This window comes from Nocardia aurantiaca (assembly GCF_009708175.1).
Taxonomy (GTDB): domain Bacteria; phylum Actinomycetota; class Actinomycetes; order Mycobacteriales; family Mycobacteriaceae; genus Nocardia; species Nocardia aurantiaca.
This window is the reverse complement of sequence record NZ_WMBB01000010.1, coordinates 229,604-244,675: the sequence shown is the minus strand read 5'-3', so window position 1 is coordinate 244,675 and position 15,072 is coordinate 229,604. Positions and strand designations below refer to the sequence as shown.

Here is a 15,072-nt window from a genome sequence, read left to right as displayed (position 1 = left end):
TCGCTTCCCCGACTTTCCAGAGCGTCAACGGGAGCGGATGTGACCGGGGTTGTGGCCGGTCCGCTGGCGGAACCATCGCGAGAAGGCGCTGAGTTCGGAGAAGCCGAGTTCTGCGGCGATATCGCTGAGGCTGCGGTCGCGATGGGTGAGGTAGCGGTGGGCCAGGTCCAGGCGGGTGGCGTTGAGGACGGTGGTGAAGGTCTCCCCGTGGCGGGTCAGGTGCCGGTGCAGGGTGCGGCGGTCCATGCCGAGGTGGTCGGCGACTGTGGATGCTGTGCACTGCTGGAGTGGGAGCAGGGTTTCGATGATGGCGCGAACCTGTTCGGTGGTGGATTCGCCGGTGGGGGCCAGGGTTCGCAGGTATTCGCGAGCGTAGGGGCGGAGCAGGGGGTCGGCGAGGGGGTTGGCGGCGTCGAGGTCGTGGGTGTAGCACACGATTCCGTCGAAGCTCTGCTCGAATTCGATTGAGGGGCCCAGGATTTGGTAGGAGCGGCCACGGTGGGATGGTTCGCTGTGGCCGAAGCAGACCGACAGTGGATTCCACTCCTTGCCGAGGAACTCCCGCAGGATCTGGCAGGTGGCGCCGACGGTGAGCTCGGTGGCTTGCCGATCGAGCGTGGTCCCCGGTGCGGCCTGGATGTGGATGGTGGTCAGGCTGCCGGTCGGTGTGAGCCGGGTGCGCAGTGCCTCATTGTGCAGGGAGATGTGGCGGAGCACGATCTGCAGCGCACTGCGGATGTCGGGTTCCTCGCGGGCGACGAGCGCGACCGGCCCGAGATTGGCCAGGCCGCGATACATGGCCAGGCGTAGCCCGAAGTCCTCGCAGTTCGTTTCGTGCGCGGTGCGTTCCAGCAGCTGGCCCACCGCGACGGCGGGCAGCCAGGTGTCGCTGGCTGTGAGGGCCGCGGCGCCGATGCCGACCGACCGCAGCAACAGCATCGGGTCGACGCCCAGCGACAGGGTGAGATCGACGTAGCCGGACAGTACGGCGCTTCGAACCATCGGAGCCATCGGAGTCCTCTTTCGCAGCGTCCCAGATTGTCAAACGTCTGGTCCCATATCGTCAAGCATGATGCTACTGGCCCGCATAGCGTGACGGCTATCACGTCCCGCATCACAGGAGCTGCCCGTGGCCATCGAGTCCGAGTCCGTGCCCACCCCCGTCGTCGACGCCATGCGCGCTCAGGGCGCATGGAATCCCTTGTGGGACAAGCTGTTCGACTGGGACCCCGAGTGGACCGAGCAGTTCGTGTCCATGGGTTCGCTGCCGATCCGCCGCGGCGTGCTGTCCCCGCAGTTCGTGGAGCTGCTGAGCATCGCGGTCGACGCCGCGTGCACGCACATGTACTCACCGGGAGTGCGGCGCCATATTCGTGCGGCACTCGAGCTGGGCGTGTCGCGCGAAGAGATCCTCGCCGTTCTCGAGCTGACCAGCGTGCTGGGCATTCACGCCTGCAACGTCGGGGTCCCGCTCCTCGCCGAAGAACTCGACGCCTTCGAGCGTCGCCGCGCGGAGCGGCGCTGAATCTCACACCGCACCCGCATTTTCCACCAAGATCAGGAAGGACGATCATGCATTACCTCGATGATTCGCTGCTGCCCGAGAACCAGGAGAAACTGGTCATTCAGGTGGCTCCCTACGGCCCGGAGTTCTTGCCCGGCGACTCCGACGACATTCCGGTGACCATGGACGAGCAGATCCAGAAGGCGGTGGACTGCTACAACGCGGGCGCGCAGGTGCTGCACGTCCACGTGCGCGAGGCCGACGGGCACGGATCGAAACGGCTCGAGCTGTTCAACGAGATGCTGGGCCGACTGCGCGAGGCGGTGCCGGAGATGATTCTCCAGGTCGGCGGGTCGATTTCGTTCGCGCCTCCGGAAGGCGCCGACCAGGCGAAGTGGCTGGACTACGACACCCGCCACCTGCTGGCCGACCTGGATCCGAAGCCGGATCAGGTCACCATCGCCATCAACACCAGCCAGATGAACATCATCGAGCTGCTGACCGATGACGACATCGCGGGCACATCACTGCAGAATCCCGTGCTGCAGAAGGCGTATCGCGACATGGTGGTCGAGGCCGGGCCGGAGTTCTACCTCGAGCATCTGCGCCGGCTGACCGCCGCGGGCATCCAGCCGCACTTCATGCTCGGCTCGGTGCATCAGCTCGAGACGGTCGAGCGGCTGATCCGCAAGGGCCACTACACCGGCCCGCTGGTGCTGAATTACGTTGCGATCGGCGGTGGTTCGGCGGGCCTGCATCCGGCGGATCTGTTCGAGTTCATCCGCCGTACCCCGGACGGCGCGGTGCTGACCATTGAAACGATCATGCGCAATGTCACCCCGATGTGCACCGTCGCGATCGCGTTGGGTCAGCACGTGCGGGTCGGCATCGAGGACAACCTGTGGGGCCGCAAGGGCGAACGGCGCACGTCGGTCGAACAGGTCGAGCAGATGGTCCGCATCGCCAACGAGCTCGGCCGAGACATCGCGTCCTGCAAGGAGTCTCGCGAGATCTACAAGCTGGACGAGGTCTACTCCGGTACCGACGACGCGCTGGCCAAGATCGGGTTCCCGCCCAACCGGCAGCCCGGCCAGGTCGGATTCCTGCACCACGCTTGATCTTTCGCAGGTGAGTGGGTCGGTCGCGCCCCGTGCGGCCGACGCACCCCGAATATCCCTTCGTCGACGGGATCCTGCCACGCGGGTCCGTCGGTTCCACCAGGCTCGAGGAAGCGCCATGGATATCTCCACCACCCCCACCGACTCGTCGGCGACGGCCGCCGCGCCTCCGCGAAGCCGCTCGCGGATCTTCCCGTGGGTCGTATTCGGGCTGACCTTCGGATTGATGCTGTCGGACTACATGTCTCGCCAGGTTCTCGCGGCGGTGTTCCCGATGCTGAAATCCGAATGGGGATTGTCGGATTCGCGGCTGGGATCACTCAGCAGCATCGTGGCCCTGATGGTGGGGCTGCTGGCGTTTCCCCTCTCCCTGGTGGCGGATCGATGGGGGCGCGTGCGCAGCATGTTGATCATGGCGACGGTCTGGAGTCTGGCCACCCTGCTGTGCGCGCTCGCCACCGGATACGGACAGATGCTGGGCGCGCGTTTCCTGGTCGGGGTCGGGGAGGCCGCCTATGGCAGCGTCGGAGCCGCGGTGATGCTGTCGGTGTTCGCTCCGCGGCTGCGGGCCTCGTTGAGCGGGGCGTTTCTGGCCGGCGGGTCGTTCGGGTCGGTCCTGGGTGTCGCGCTGGGCGGTGTCGTCGCCGCGCACATCGGCTGGCGCTGGACGTTCGCGCTGATGGCCGGTCTCGGGCTGCTTCTGGTCGGCGCGTTCCGCATCCTGATCACCGAATCCGACTTGCGCCGACACACTTTCGCCGAATCACCGGTGACCGGGGAAGCGGACGCCGCACCGACCGGCAACGCCGTGCGGGCACCGCTGTCCAGTCTGTTCTCGTCGGTGTCGGTGTGGTGCGCCTACATCGGCGGCGGCCTGCAACTGTTCGTCGCGGCCGTGCTGATGGCCTGGCTGCCCAGCTTCTTCAACCGCTCCTACTCCCTGCCCACCGACCGCGCCGGTCTGGTGGCCTCGGGATATGTGCTGCTCATCGGGACCGGGATGGTCGGGTGCGGCATTCTCACCGACCGCGTCGGCCGACGACACCCCGCACGTCAATGGAGCAGCGCGCTGGTCTACTGCACCATCTCGCTGATCCTGCTCACCGTCGCTTTCAGCCTCCGCACCGGTCCCGTCCAGCTCACCCTCCTGGCGCTGGGCGCATTGACTGCGGCCGGGTCGGCGGGAGCGACGAGTTCGATGGTGGCCACCCTGACCCATGCCAGCCTGCGGGCGACCGCCTTCGCCACGGTCACCCTGGCCAACAACGTCTTCGGACTCGCGCTGGGTCCGCTGGTCGTGGGCTTCCTCGCCGACCATTACGGGCTCGCCACCGCCCTGCGCCTGGTGCCCCTGACCTACCTCGGCGCCATCGCCGCCCTGGCTGTGGGCCGATACACCTACCCGGCCGGACTGCGCCGCCTCGCCCGATGGGATATGGCGAGCTCGGCCGCCTGATCCCGCAAGCGCAAACTCCGCGCCCATCGCTGAAAACGGCTGCGCCGCAGCCTTATTGCCGACCATGAGTGGTCGGCGACCGAGAGGGAGAACACCATGCCGCTATCCGGCAGAACCGCCGTCGTCACCGGCGCGGGCCAGGGGCTGGGCCGGGCCATCGCAGTGGCGATGGCCCACGCGGGCGCCGATATCGTCGCGTGCGACATTCGGCACGACACGCTCGCGACCGTCACCTATGAGATCCGCGCGCTGGGCCGTCGGTGCTTACCGGCGCAGGTCGACGTCTCCGACCGGGCCGCGGTCGACCGGATGATCGACGAGGCCGCCGACCGCTTCGGCGGCATCCACATCCTGGTCAACAATGCCGCCGTGGTGCCGAGCTCACCGGCCGAGGAGGCGCGCCGCAACCGGCACTACGCCCACTTGACCACGCCGGTTGAGCGCCAAACCCTGGGTATCACAACGAGTCTCGCCGACGAGGACTGGCTGAAATGGTGGGACGTCAACGTGCACGGCGTGTTCTGGTGCACCCGCGCCGCCCTGCGCCACATGCAGCCGCAACGCTACGGCCGGATCATCAATATCAGCTCCATCGCCGGGATCTCGGCGGCGAGCGCGCACAGCCCCGGCTACTCCGCCGCCAAGGCCGCGGTCGCCGGCCTCACCAAGACCGTCGCACTCGATGTCGCCGGAGCCAATGTCCTGGTCAACGCCATCGCCTGCGGCGGCGTTGCCACCCCGCCGTTCCAGGCGTACCTCGCCACCGCCACCGCCGAGCAGAAGAACAGCCTCTATCAGTTGATCCCCGTCGGAAGGCTGGGCACACCCGAGGAATACGCCTCGCTGGCCGTCTATCTCGCGAGCGAGAACCACTACCTCACCGGGCAGATCATCAGCCCCAACGGCGGAGCCGTGATCTGACCTTCGCGCTTGCCGACACCGAAAAGCCTTATCGGAGCACCACTGTGAACTACTCCACCGAGCCCGCCGTCATCATCGTACCGGGACTCAACGACCCGACTCCGGACCACTGGCTGCACCAGCTCGCCTGTTCCCACGCCCGCGTAGTCCCGCGTCCGCCCGAGGGCGCACACCTGGATCGGGATGCCTGGGTGGCAAGCCTGGAATCCACCGTGTCGGCCATCACGGACGACATCGTCCTGGTCGCGCACAGCGCCGGAGTTCTGACCGTCGTGCACTGGGCGCAGCGTCCGAGCCGCGAGATACAGGCGGCGCTGCTCATCACACCACCGGACTTCGAAAAACCGCCCACGAACGCTCCGGAGATCCGGCGAATCGGCGCGGCACACGGTTGGTGCCCCATCCCGCGCGGTCGGTTGCCGTTCCCAACCACCCTCGCGGCCAGCACCAGCGACCCATTCGCCACTGACCGGCGAGTCATCGGGATGGCCGAAGCCTGGGGCAGCAGGCCGGTCCATCTCGGTCCGGTCGGGCATCTCGACCCCGCCGCGGGCTACGGGCCATGGCCGCGGGCCACCTCGCTGCTGACCGAACTGATCTCGACCACAACACATTCCACCACCGAAGTACACCGATGAACCGAGGAAACAACCGATGAGGAAAACCACCACCGCAGTGCTCGCCGCGACCGCCGTCGCGCTGACCGCCGCAACCGCCAATGCCGCTCCGCAACCCGGCGACGACAACGCCGAGGTCCACTACCAAGTCACGCGCCAGGGCGATGCCGCGCTGCTGAGCATCAGCGGCGGCGGCCTGAAGATCGCCGGAGACCAACTCGTCCTCACCGGCCCCGCCGACCGGCCGATCGCCGCGATCCCGCTCACCTACCGCATCGACAATACCGCCTACCCGATCAACGCCCGAATCGACGGCGGCACAGTAACACTCACGCCCGACAAGACCGCCGGACAGGCCGTGCCGTCCGCACAGGCCGTCACGAGCGACCAGGTCATCACCACCGATCAGGCCGCCACCCAGATCGCCGAATCCTTCACTCCGCGCGACAGCCAAGCCCTCGGCGTGTTCGCACAGCGCGCAACCATCGGAGCCGCCGTCAGCGCGGTCCTGGGCGCCGTACTCGGCGCGGGAGTCGGGTGTCTGGTCGGTGCGGCCGCCGGCGCCGCGATCACCAGTCCCGTTCTGGCGCTGCTGGTCCCCTTCGTCGGCGCCACCATCGCGGGCTGTGTCCTCGGTGCCGCCACTCTCGGCGCCGTCGGAACGATGACCGGGATCGTGCTGGCCGGCGGGCCGATCACATTGTTCGCCGCGATCCAATACTTCTCCACGATCCTCGCGCCCTGCCCGCCCGATACCGCCTACTGCAAAGACCCCGCGCAGGCGGCCGCGCCGAGTAAATAGGGAATCCGGGCTGCACCGCCGCGCATCGTGGCGGTGCAGCCGCGCATCCGATAACCGGCGCACGCCCTCCGGGGGCCGGACTTGCTGTCGGTGGCGGCGAGGACGATCTCCCGGATGGTGACGTTCTGCGGCTACAGGTGGGCGTAGATGATGGCCTCGGCCACGGGTCCAGGGCACCGCCGCCGGATTTCCTCCATGCTGCAGTGAGTGGATCGCACTTCCTGGGATCACCGTACGGCTCGCGCCTACCGGCGGAGGTGACGCGCAGCCCCGGTTCAGTGCGCGGCGCCGGGTGATTCAGCGGACCCAGGCGCGGGTGAGGGTCTGGACGGCGGAGCCGTCGAGGTCGGCCAGCGTGGTGGCGACGAAGTCGCGAGCCCAGTCCGAGGTCTGGACGCGGAAGGGCGGGCGGTCCGCGGTCAAAGCGCCGATGATCGGAGCGGCGGCCTCGGCCGGAGTCTGAGCGTTGTCAAAAGCATGCTGGGTGCGGGCAAAGTACGCCTCGAGGGCCGGGGCGTAGGGCCCGGCCGCCGCGACCAGGGCGGGCCTGTCCACGCCGAGGTTGGCGACGAACTCGCTGGCGACCGCGCCCGGTTCGACCACGGTGATATCAACGCCGACGGAGGCGGCGACGGGGGCAAGAGACTGCATGAAGCCCTCGACGGCGAACTTGGCCGCGCAGTACGCCTCGTTGAAGGGCTGGCCTACCGCGCCGCCGACGCTGGTGACGGTGATTACCCGACCCTGGGCGGCGCGTAGATGGGGCAGGGCGGCGCGGGTGGTGGCGACCACGCCGAAGAAGTTCACCTCCATGGCGGCGCGGACCTCGTCGAGGCTGCTCAGTTCGATGGTGCCGACCTGGGCGGCACCGGCGTTGTTGACCAGCGCGTCGAGGCGGCCGTGCTCGGCGATCACCTCGTCCAGGCAGGCGGCGATGCTTTCGGGGTCGACCACGTCCAAGCGCTTGACCTGAATGCGGTCCGCGACACCATTATCGGCGGCGGCCTTCGACAGCACCTCGGCCTTGCCCGTATCACGCATGGTCGCGATGGTCGTCCAACCGGCACGGGCGGCGGCGATGGCGGTGGCCAAGCCGATGCCGGAGGACGTGCCGGTGATCAGGACAGTGTTCGGGGTGGTCATAAGGGTGCTCCTCGTTTGACGGGTGGCCACTGGCATCGAGCAGAAGTGGGGAGTTCCCCAGGTTGACACATGCCACGACGATCCGACCTCCGGTGGGCCGGTGAACAGGTACGCCTCGGTCGCGTCCTTCGCAGATCCGTGTAACAAGACTCTCGAGATCACGGTATTCGAACCGGGATCGGCGCGGGTTCGGGTGCGGTTCGGTAGGCCCACAGATCGGTACCGCTGGGGCTTCCAGGAAGCGGCCACACTGCGCGCACGGCGGGGAACCGGCCGCTGCACTACCTCACACCGACCACCCTGAAGGCCGCCGCAGGCTCCCGAGCAGGCCCCCCGAAACGAGAAATTCCCTTACTCGCCGGGATCTATGCGGTACCGGGTTCGAGTAAGGGATATTTGGTGGAGCTAAGGGGAATCGAACCCCTGACCTTCTCGATGCGAACGAGACGCGCTACCAACTGCGCTATAGCCCCGCGGGGACGTTTCCGGCCCGCGCTGGAGAACTTTAGCAGGTGTGGCGGGGAGTCGACGAATCGGCTGGTTGGAGGTGGTTTCTTGGGATGGGGTGGGGGTGGAGGGGCATTGGCGGGTGGTGGAGTGTGGGTGCGGGGGGTGTCGGCGGGAGTGGGGTGATTCGGGGCGGCGGTGCTGGGGATGGGGGACCGAGTGGCGGTGCGGTGAGTGGGCGCGGGCGGTAGGTGGTGCGGATGGCGAAGGGGAGCGGGGCGCGCGGGGCGCTGGGTGAGTTTCGGGCCGGTGAGCGGAATTTTCATTACAGCCGGTTTTGATGCATGCGCATGCGAGCCTCGACCATCTGCTCGTTATCGCGGCGGAATTCGTTCGGCGCGTACAGGATTACCGCGGAAAAGCGCTCGACGACTTTTCATCGTCAAACCCCGCTTCTGATCCTGCGCCGGCTACGCCATCACGTGCTGCATGCCATCGCGCACGACTCGCCGGAATTCCGAGACGAAAGGGTGCGGGGTTTCGGGCCGCACCGGCCCGGCGCGACTGGGCAGTCAATCCTCGACCGGCTCGCTATAGGAATCGAGTACCCGTAGGAACAGGTCGAGCCGATACTCGCGCACGGCCGCATTGTCCGGTTCCAGCAGGCACTGGCCGAGCGTGCCGTCGTGCACCGCCACCAGCGCCCGTCCCAGCGCGGCCGGATCCGGCACCCGCCGGCCATTGCGCCGTATGAGTGCCACCACCACCGGCGTGAGCGCCGCGGCGATCGCTTCCTCCCGCGCCACCATCACCTGCCGCAAGGCCGGATTGCGCAGCGCGTGTGCGGTGAATTCGGAGGTGATCCGAAACCACTTGTCGTCCACCGGAACCGCCGCCAGCACCTGTTCCACCGCCCGCCGCGCATCCTCGGCCACGCTGCCGGGCGCGTCCAGCACCGCCGCCGCCTCGGCCAGCATCGAGGCCGACCGCTGCTCCCACATGGCCAGGAACAGCTCCTCCAGCGAGGTGAAATTCGAATAGAACGCGCCCCGGGTGAAGCCGGCCCGCTCGCACACCTGCTCGACCGAACACCGCCCGAAACCCTCCTCCGCGAACGCCTCGAACGCCGCGTCCAGCAGCCGCTGCCGCGTCTCGGCCCGGCTGCGGCGCGCCTTCACACCCCCGGCCGCCCCGTCGGCGGCCGTCCCCTCCCGCTCGGATTCGTTATCGGCCCTGCTCACGACCGCATCGTATCCGGTCCGACGGTCCCACCATCGCGAGTGCCGCGCACCCGCTGCGACCGTCCGTCCCGGCGTCGGCGACCTCGTCGGATGCGATGCCCGGACAGTCGAATCGAGCCGCCCATCGCGGTCGGTCTAGGGGCGGTGGCCGGGCAGCCCGGCGGCGTGGGCCGCGTCGGTGAGGACCTGCTCGAGCATGGCCGGAGTGAGGCGGCCGGTGAAGGTGTTCTGTTGTGAGGGGTGATAGGTGCCGAACAGGTGCAGCGGGGCTCGGTCGTGGGCGGCCGGAGCCAGCTCGACATGCGCGCCGTGGGCGAAGCGCGGCTTGGGTTTGGGTATCGCCCAGCCGGATTCGGACAGGGCGGGCAGCAGCGCCTGCCAGCCCCAGCCGCCGAGCACGACGATCGCGCGGAGAGTGGGTGCGAGCAGCGTCAATTCGGCCGTCAGCCAGTGGCGGCAGGTATCGCGTTCGACAGGTGTGGGTGTGTTGTCGGGTGGCGCACAGTGCACCGGCGCGGTCATGCGGGTGCCCAGCAGGCGCAGGCTGTCGTCGGCGGACACACTGGTGGGCCGATTGGTCAGCCCGGCGGCGTGCATAGCGGCGATGAGGACGTCGCCGCTGCGGTCGCCGGTGAACATCCGTCCGGTGCGATTGCCGCCGTGCGCGGCCGGGGCCAGGCCCACTACGAGCAGCCGGGCGTCGGCGGGACCGAACCCGGGAACCGGCTTGCCCCAGTAATTTTCGTCACTGTACGCGGCCCGCTTCTCGTGTGCGACCTGCTCCCGCCACGCCACCAGTCGGGGGCAGGAGCGACACGCGGTAAGTTCCGCGTCTAGCTGGGCAATTGTGCGGCACACAGGGGCGACTCAACCATAAAGCGGCTCCGACCGTGCGGCGGAGTGCCGGTGTGGCGGACGGGCATACTATACGTCGGTAGCCGAAAGTTAGCGATAGGGAAGGAAAGTGGGTCCCGCAATGAGTGATCTCGTCGAACTCGGCACCCCTGTCGACGCGGCGCAGAGTGTGGGAAACCTGCTGGGCGTGTTCGCATTCGGAGCGTCGGGCGCGCTGCTCGCGGTGCGCCGCCGCTTCGATGTGGTCGGCATCGCGGTGCTCGCGGTCGCCACCGCCACCGGCGGCGGCGTGATTCGCGACCTCGTCATCGGCCGCATCCCGCCGCTGGCCTTCGTCCAGGTCTCCTATGCCGGCGTCGCACTGCTGGCCGCGGCTGTCATCTTCTTCTGGCATCCACCGGCGCGCCTGGTCCGCACGCCGCTGAAAGTCGCCGACGCCATCGGCCTCGGCATCTTCTGTGTGACCGGCACCGTGACCGCTTTTCAGCACGGCATGTCGGCCACCTCCTCGGCGGCGCTGGGGCTGGTGACCGCGGTGGGCGGCGGTGTGACTCGCGACGTGCTCGCGGGTGTCACGCCCAGCGTGCTCAGTGACGGCGAGCTCTATGCCGTGCCCGCCCTGCTCGGTTCGGTGGCGACGGCACTGCTGCTGCACTACGGCCAATACACCTACTGGACAGGTGGTTTCGCGGGGGCGGGCGCGGTCGGTCTGCGCCTGCTCGCGCTGTACCGGCACTGGCACGCTCCGATGGCCCGCCCGCACCGCCGCCGCGATGGAAGTTCCGCCGAGAGGTGAGAGGTGAGCGGCTCTGTCGTGTCGCCGAGCACGGTCCTGGGTGATTGATAGCATGGCGAAGGCCTGGCCGACTGGCTGTGAATCACACCTCGAGAGAGTTCCTTCCACATGCAGTTCGAGATCGTCGAGCGGGACGAGACATGGGTCGCCGGGTTGCCGGTGCGCAGTCCCAAACGTGCGCTCGGTGAACTGCGTGACCACGATCTGGAGGTGGCCTGGGCCGCTGTCCTGCATCAGGAACTCGGCGGCCCGCTGGCCTCGGCCTACACCGACTACGCAGCCGAACTGGGCACCTACAACACCCAGATCGTCGGCTACCAGTGCAGCTCGCTGGACCAGGTGACCCGCGGCCACATCGTGGCCCGTCTGCCTCGCGGCACCTACGCCCGCTTCTCCTCGGTCGGCAACTTTCCCCAGGTCATGACCGACCTGTGGACCCAGATCGCCTACGCCGAGGAACACAAGCAGATCAAGCGCATTCACACCGGCGACTTCGAGACCTACCCGCACGCCTACAAGATCGATCTCTATCTGGCGGTCGAACCCTCATGACGTATTCGATCGTGGTCCGGCCCGGCGGGGTCTACGGCGGCCTGGTGGTGCCGCGGGTACGTCCCAGCTTCAAGGTCTCCAACAGCGAGCTCATCGAATTCCTGCGCGACCGCCTCCGCGACCGCGACGACACCCAGCGCCCGCTGGCCACCGTCTACGTCCCCGACCCGGCCGGCAACTACAACGTCCTGGTCTCCTACGAGTACCCGGGCCCCGACGACGTCCCCGTCGGCGACGTTCTCATCCGCGTTCCCAAGGGCGTCTACGCCCGCTTCCGCCCCAACGGCGACTACCACGATCTGGCCGAGGATGTCTGGGCTCAGGTCGATGACGCGACCGCGTCGGCCGAGATCACCCGCGCCTACCGTGAAGAGATCGAGATCTGGAACGGACCGGCCGAAGTGGAGCTTTTCATCTCCATCCTGGTCTGATTGCTGGACGTTAACCGAATGAGAACCAACTGGTCTTGTCGTTGTATTTCATGACTGGAAGCAATGGTTTGACCTGGGGTGATTTCGAGAACTGCTCTTGGGTTTCGGAGCATTTGCCGGATGCCTGGACAATTTCAGTTGGCTGACGGATACTCCCCTAGGTGCCCGTGCCGGGCATGGTCGAAGCACGGCCGTATCGGGCGTGGACGCAGGAGGATTGCGCGAAGTCAGCGCATTAGTGGAGCGGAACTACATGGCAGTCGAACCGATCGCGCTCGTCCCGGCGGAAGGGCCTGGTGACGGCATGTTCCAATCACGGGATCCGCAGTCTGGATACACATTCCTGATCGGGCCGCCGCAGGCGGATCTCGGGTTATGGCGCAAGTGTATGGATGGAGCGCGAGAGGTTTACCGAAACTTCGGCACAGAGGACGCGCTCGAATACGACAAAGTGATCGACGGCCGTTCCACCACGCTTTTCGGCGTAGCGCTGGACTCGGATGGCAGGGCCGTGGCTGGGATGCGCGTCTCGGGTCCCTACAAGCACGTGGACGAAGTGCACGCGGTGGCGAGTTGGGCGGGACTGCCCGGTGAGGTCGCGTTCCGCCGGATGGTCGCCGATCAGATCCCGGCGGGCGTGATCGAGGGCAAGGCGGGCTGGACCGCGCGCGATGTCGAGCATCGCGGCGTGCTGGTGGACTGGATCGCTCGCGCCTATGTCCACTCCATGATGCTGCTCGACGTCCGGTACGAGGTTGGCGTCGCGCCCGAGCATGCCCTCAGGTGCTATCGGAGCAGCGGTGCGAACGTGGCGTGGTGGATTCCGGCGTCGTCGTATCCCGATGACCGTTATCGCACCGTGCCGGTCTGGTACGACATGCAAACCTATCGGTCTGTCGCCACGGAATCCCAAGTGCGGTTGATCGATTCCGAAGTGCTGGAATTTGCGAAATCAGGCCAGAAATTGCCGACCGCGTGGGCTCGGGGTGAGGGACTCGCGTAACAATGGTCGCCGATATTCCTTCGGATGGTGAATTCCGTCCGTTGCTGCTCGATGAATCGAATCCGGAGGATGCCATGCTGCTCGCAGCATTGCGCGCCGATTCGAACGTCGAATTTTCCGATTTGCGCGATTTGCTGCGAGCGGAATTCGCTAACCTCGTGGCCCCTCCCGACTTGACGGAAGGGCCGGAAGCCGATCGCTGGGTTTACTATCCGTGGCGGCATCGGGTGCTGGGCCTGCCGGGCCCGCAGCTGCTGCGAATCGTCCGGCTGGACCGCAATCGCAACAACCTCACCTACGCCGAACAGGAACAGCTCGGTGGATTGTCCATCGGCGTGGTCGGGCAGAGCGTAGGCCATGCTGTGGCGTATACCCTTGCGCTGGAAGGTATTTGCGGCCGACTGCGGCTCGCGGACTTCGATGCGATAGAACTGGTCAATCTGAATCGCATTCCCGGCACCCTGTTCGACATCGGTGGAAACAAGGCGGTGGTCACCGCGCGGCGGATCGCGGAGCTCGATCCGTACCTGCCGGTGGAAGTCTTCCATGCCGGCGTGACCGACGAGAATCTCGACGAGTTCCTCGCTGATCTGTCGATCGTCGTCGAGGAATGCGACTCGTTCGACATCAAGCTCGCGGTGCGCGAGGGCGCCCGTCGGCATCGGCTGCCCCTGCTCATGCAGACCAGCGACCGTGGCCTGCTCGATGTGGAACGCTTCGACCTCGAGCCGGACCGGCCGCCGTTCCATGGCTTGATCGGCGATATCGGTACCGCTGAACTGCGTGGGCTGACCCCCAGGGAGAAGGCGCCGTACCTCATCCGCATCCTGGACGGCCGCAACCTCTCCGGCCGGGCCGCAGCCAGCATGGTGGAGCTGGGCGAAAGCCTCAACAGCTGGCCGCAGCTGGGCTCGGAAGTACTGCACGGCGGCGCCAGCGTCGCGACGGCGGTGCGGCGTATCGGCCTGAACGCGAAGCTGCCGTCCGGGCGCACCCGATTGGACTTGGAGCGCAGCCTCGACGAACTCACCGAGCCGGATCCAGTTGACGACCTGACCTGGGCCCAGCCACTGGTCGAGGAGCCCGCCCCGGAATCCGGGATCGCGGCCGTGCTGTTCTGCGCGCAGCGGGCGCCCTCGGTCGGCAATGCGCAGCCGTGGACCCTTGGCGTCGGCGGCGAAACCGTCACGATCTCCCTTGCACCCGAACGTTCGTCGATCGTGGACATCGCGTACCGCGGTAGCGCGATGGCGGTAGGGGCGGCGCTGTACAACGCCAAGGCCGCGGCCGCCGCACAGGGCATGCTCGGTGCGAGCGAGCTGCGCGTCGACGGGCCGGGGCGGCTCGAGGCGGTGCTGCGTCTGGACGGGGACACCGATCCGGCGCTGGCCCGCGACTATCCGGCATTGCTCGCCCGGCACACCAATCGGAACTTCGGCAATGGTGCACAGGTGCCCCCGGCGGTGCTGGCAGCTCTGTCCGAAGCGGCCACGGCCGCCGGTGCGGTGCTGCGATCAGTGACCGATCGTGCCGATATCGACGCTCTCGCCCTCCTGCTCGGCGAGTCGGACCGGGTTCGTTATCTGACTCCCCGCATGCACCGGGAGATGCTCGCCGAACTGCGGTGGCCCGGCGACGATGCCCGGACCGGGATGGATCTGCGTAGCCTGGACCTCGCCCCCGATGAGCTGGCCAAGCTCGAGATAGGCCGCCGTGCCGACGTGATGGCGCTGGTACGAGCCTGGGCGGGCGGTTTCGCGCTGGGCGAGTCGACCCGGGAAAGGGTACGAACCAGCTCGGCGGTGGTGGCTGTGACATTCGACGCGCCGCCGCCGGACGATGCGGCGGAACTGGTCGCCTACGCGCGAGCGGGGGAGGCGGTGCAGCGGGTGTGGATCGAGGCCGAACGGTATGGTCTCGCGGTGCAGCCGGTCTCGCCGGCCTTCCTGTACGCGCGACGCCCCGACGAAGTGGATAGGGTTTCCCCGGAGTTCGCCGATACACTAGCGTCAGTTCAAGGCCGCTTCCTGGGCCTGTTAGGAGTGCCTCGGAACGAGACAATGGCGGTTGTCCTTCGCCTCAGCTACGCGGCGGCTACCATCGTCCGAAGCAGGCGGCTTCCGATACCGGGTGCGGACCCCGCGGTTAGCGTGATCGGAGACTAAGGTGCCTCGGCGAACACTCGA

Annotated in this window: 15 protein-coding genes and 1 tRNA gene; 11 read left to right on the top strand and 5 right to left on the bottom strand. The window is 67.4% G+C overall.

Annotated features, from left to right (window positions below; all coding sequences use genetic code 11):
* Positions 1 to 24: 24 nt before the first annotated feature.
* Positions 25 to 1,002 (bottom strand): AraC family transcriptional regulator, encoded by a 978-nt coding sequence (locus GLP40_RS22440; RefSeq protein ID WP_230329811.1) that lies wholly within the window; start codon positions 1,000 to 1,002, stop codon positions 25 to 27.
* Between the two features lie 172 nt (positions 1,003 to 1,174).
* Here GLP40_RS22440 and GLP40_RS22435 point away from each other — a divergent pair, with 172 nt between their 5' ends.
* The 6 genes from GLP40_RS22435 to GLP40_RS22410 all read left to right on the top strand — a co-directional run bounded on the left by GLP40_RS22435 (position 1,175) and on the right by GLP40_RS22410 (position 6,418).
* Positions 1,175 to 1,525, top strand: coding sequence for a carboxymuconolactone decarboxylase family protein (locus GLP40_RS22435; protein ID WP_154790055.1), 351 nt, complete (start codon positions 1,175 to 1,177; stop codon positions 1,523 to 1,525).
* 47 nt (positions 1,526 to 1,572) lie between these two features.
* Positions 1,573 to 2,622 (top strand): BKACE family enzyme, encoded by a 1,050-nt coding sequence (locus tag GLP40_RS22430; protein WP_154789931.1) that lies wholly within the window; start codon positions 1,573 to 1,575, stop codon positions 2,620 to 2,622.
* Positions 2,623 to 2,740: 118 nt separating this feature from the next.
* A complete protein-coding gene (locus tag GLP40_RS22425) occupies positions 2,741 to 4,078 on the top strand; it encodes an MFS transporter (RefSeq protein WP_154789930.1) in 1,338 nt (445 codons plus the stop codon).
* Between the two features lie 96 nt (positions 4,079 to 4,174).
* The gene (locus GLP40_RS22420; protein WP_154789929.1) at positions 4,175 to 4,999 is read left to right on the top strand and encodes an SDR family NAD(P)-dependent oxidoreductase; all 825 of its coding nucleotides are present in this window, start codon (positions 4,175 to 4,177) and stop codon (positions 4,997 to 4,999) included.
* Positions 5,000 to 5,043: 44 nt separating this feature from the next.
* On the top strand, positions 5,044 to 5,637 hold the full coding sequence (locus GLP40_RS22415) for an RBBP9/YdeN family alpha/beta hydrolase (RefSeq protein ID WP_328290523.1): 594 nt from the start codon (positions 5,044 to 5,046) through the stop codon (positions 5,635 to 5,637).
* A gap of 16 nt (positions 5,638 to 5,653) precedes the next feature.
* On the top strand, positions 5,654 to 6,418 hold the full coding sequence (locus GLP40_RS22410; RefSeq protein WP_154789928.1) for a hypothetical protein: 765 nt from the start codon (positions 5,654 to 5,656) through the stop codon (positions 6,416 to 6,418).
* Between the two features lie 297 nt (positions 6,419 to 6,715).
* Here the strand turns inward: GLP40_RS22410 and GLP40_RS22405 are convergent, their stop codons facing one another.
* From GLP40_RS22405 to GLP40_RS22390, 4 genes are all read right to left on the bottom strand, one after another.
* On the bottom strand, positions 6,716 to 7,597 hold the full coding sequence (locus tag GLP40_RS22405; RefSeq protein ID WP_268867145.1) for an SDR family oxidoreductase: 882 nt from the start codon (positions 7,595 to 7,597) through the stop codon (positions 6,716 to 6,718).
* Positions 7,598 to 7,958: 361 nt separating this feature from the next.
* Positions 7,959 to 8,034 (bottom strand) — tRNA-Ala (locus GLP40_RS22400).
* Positions 8,035 to 8,580: 546 nt separating this feature from the next.
* Positions 8,581 to 9,186, bottom strand: a complete 606-nt coding sequence (locus GLP40_RS22395) for a TetR/AcrR family transcriptional regulator (RefSeq protein WP_328290541.1) — start codon at positions 9,184 to 9,186, stop codon at positions 8,581 to 8,583.
* A 198-nt stretch (positions 9,187 to 9,384) separates the two neighbouring features.
* Positions 9,385 to 10,107 (bottom strand): uracil-DNA glycosylase, encoded by a 723-nt coding sequence (locus GLP40_RS22390; RefSeq protein WP_328290522.1) that lies wholly within the window; start codon positions 10,105 to 10,107, stop codon positions 9,385 to 9,387.
* A 118-nt stretch (positions 10,108 to 10,225) separates the two neighbouring features.
* Between GLP40_RS22390 and GLP40_RS22385 the strand changes: the two genes are divergently transcribed.
* The 5 genes from GLP40_RS22385 (at position 10,226) to GLP40_RS22365 (ending at position 15,051) form a co-directional block, all read left to right on the top strand.
* Positions 10,226 to 10,900, top strand: a complete 675-nt coding sequence (locus tag GLP40_RS22385) for a trimeric intracellular cation channel family protein (RefSeq protein ID WP_154789926.1) — start codon at positions 10,226 to 10,228, stop codon at positions 10,898 to 10,900.
* A gap of 108 nt (positions 10,901 to 11,008) precedes the next feature.
* Positions 11,009 to 11,452: a GyrI-like domain-containing protein gene (locus tag GLP40_RS22380; RefSeq protein WP_154789925.1), complete on the top strand. Its 444-nt coding sequence runs from the start codon at positions 11,009 to 11,011 to the stop codon at positions 11,450 to 11,452.
* A complete protein-coding gene (locus GLP40_RS22375) occupies positions 11,449 to 11,883 on the top strand; it encodes a GyrI-like domain-containing protein (protein ID WP_154789924.1) in 435 nt (144 codons plus the stop codon). The genes GLP40_RS22380 and GLP40_RS22375 overlap by 4 nt, the downstream gene beginning before the upstream one ends.
* 253 nt (positions 11,884 to 12,136) lie before the next feature.
* The gene (locus tag GLP40_RS22370; RefSeq protein ID WP_196054747.1) at positions 12,137 to 12,886 is read left to right on the top strand and encodes a hypothetical protein; all 750 of its coding nucleotides are present in this window, start codon (positions 12,137 to 12,139) and stop codon (positions 12,884 to 12,886) included.
* A 2-nt stretch (positions 12,887 to 12,888) separates the two neighbouring features.
* Positions 12,889 to 15,051 (top strand): Rv1355c family protein, encoded by a 2,163-nt coding sequence (locus GLP40_RS22365; RefSeq protein ID WP_154789922.1) that lies wholly within the window; start codon positions 12,889 to 12,891, stop codon positions 15,049 to 15,051.
* Positions 15,052 to 15,072 lie beyond the last annotated feature (21 nt).

Coding starts and splice junctions, on each gene's coding strand:
- GLP40_RS22440 (WP_230329811.1), bottom strand. CDS start 1,002: ATGGTTCGAAGCGCCGTACTGTCCGGCTACGTCGATCTCACCCTGTCG.
- GLP40_RS22435 (WP_154790055.1), top strand. CDS start 1,175: ATGCGCGCTCAGGGCGCATGGAATCCCTTGTGGGACAAGCTGTTCGAC.
- GLP40_RS22430 (WP_154789931.1), top strand. CDS start 1,573: ATGCATTACCTCGATGATTCGCTGCTGCCCGAGAACCAGGAGAAACTG.
- GLP40_RS22405 (WP_268867145.1), bottom strand. CDS start 7,597: ATGCCAGTGGCCACCCGTCAAACGAGGAGCACCCTTATGACCACCCCG.
- GLP40_RS22365 (WP_154789922.1), top strand. CDS start 12,889: ATGGTCGCCGATATTCCTTCGGATGGTGAATTCCGTCCGTTGCTGCTC.
- GLP40_RS22410 (WP_154789928.1), top strand. CDS start 5,654: ATGAGGAAAACCACCACCGCAGTGCTCGCCGCGACCGCCGTCGCGCTG.
- GLP40_RS22385 (WP_154789926.1), top strand. CDS start 10,226: ATGAGTGATCTCGTCGAACTCGGCACCCCTGTCGACGCGGCGCAGAGT.
- GLP40_RS22375 (WP_154789924.1), top strand. CDS start 11,449: ATGACGTATTCGATCGTGGTCCGGCCCGGCGGGGTCTACGGCGGCCTG.
- GLP40_RS22425 (WP_154789930.1), top strand. CDS start 2,741: ATGGATATCTCCACCACCCCCACCGACTCGTCGGCGACGGCCGCCGCG.
- GLP40_RS22380 (WP_154789925.1), top strand. CDS start 11,009: ATGCAGTTCGAGATCGTCGAGCGGGACGAGACATGGGTCGCCGGGTTG.
- GLP40_RS22370 (WP_196054747.1), top strand. CDS start 12,137: ATGGCAGTCGAACCGATCGCGCTCGTCCCGGCGGAAGGGCCTGGTGAC.
- GLP40_RS22420 (WP_154789929.1), top strand. CDS start 4,175: ATGCCGCTATCCGGCAGAACCGCCGTCGTCACCGGCGCGGGCCAGGGG.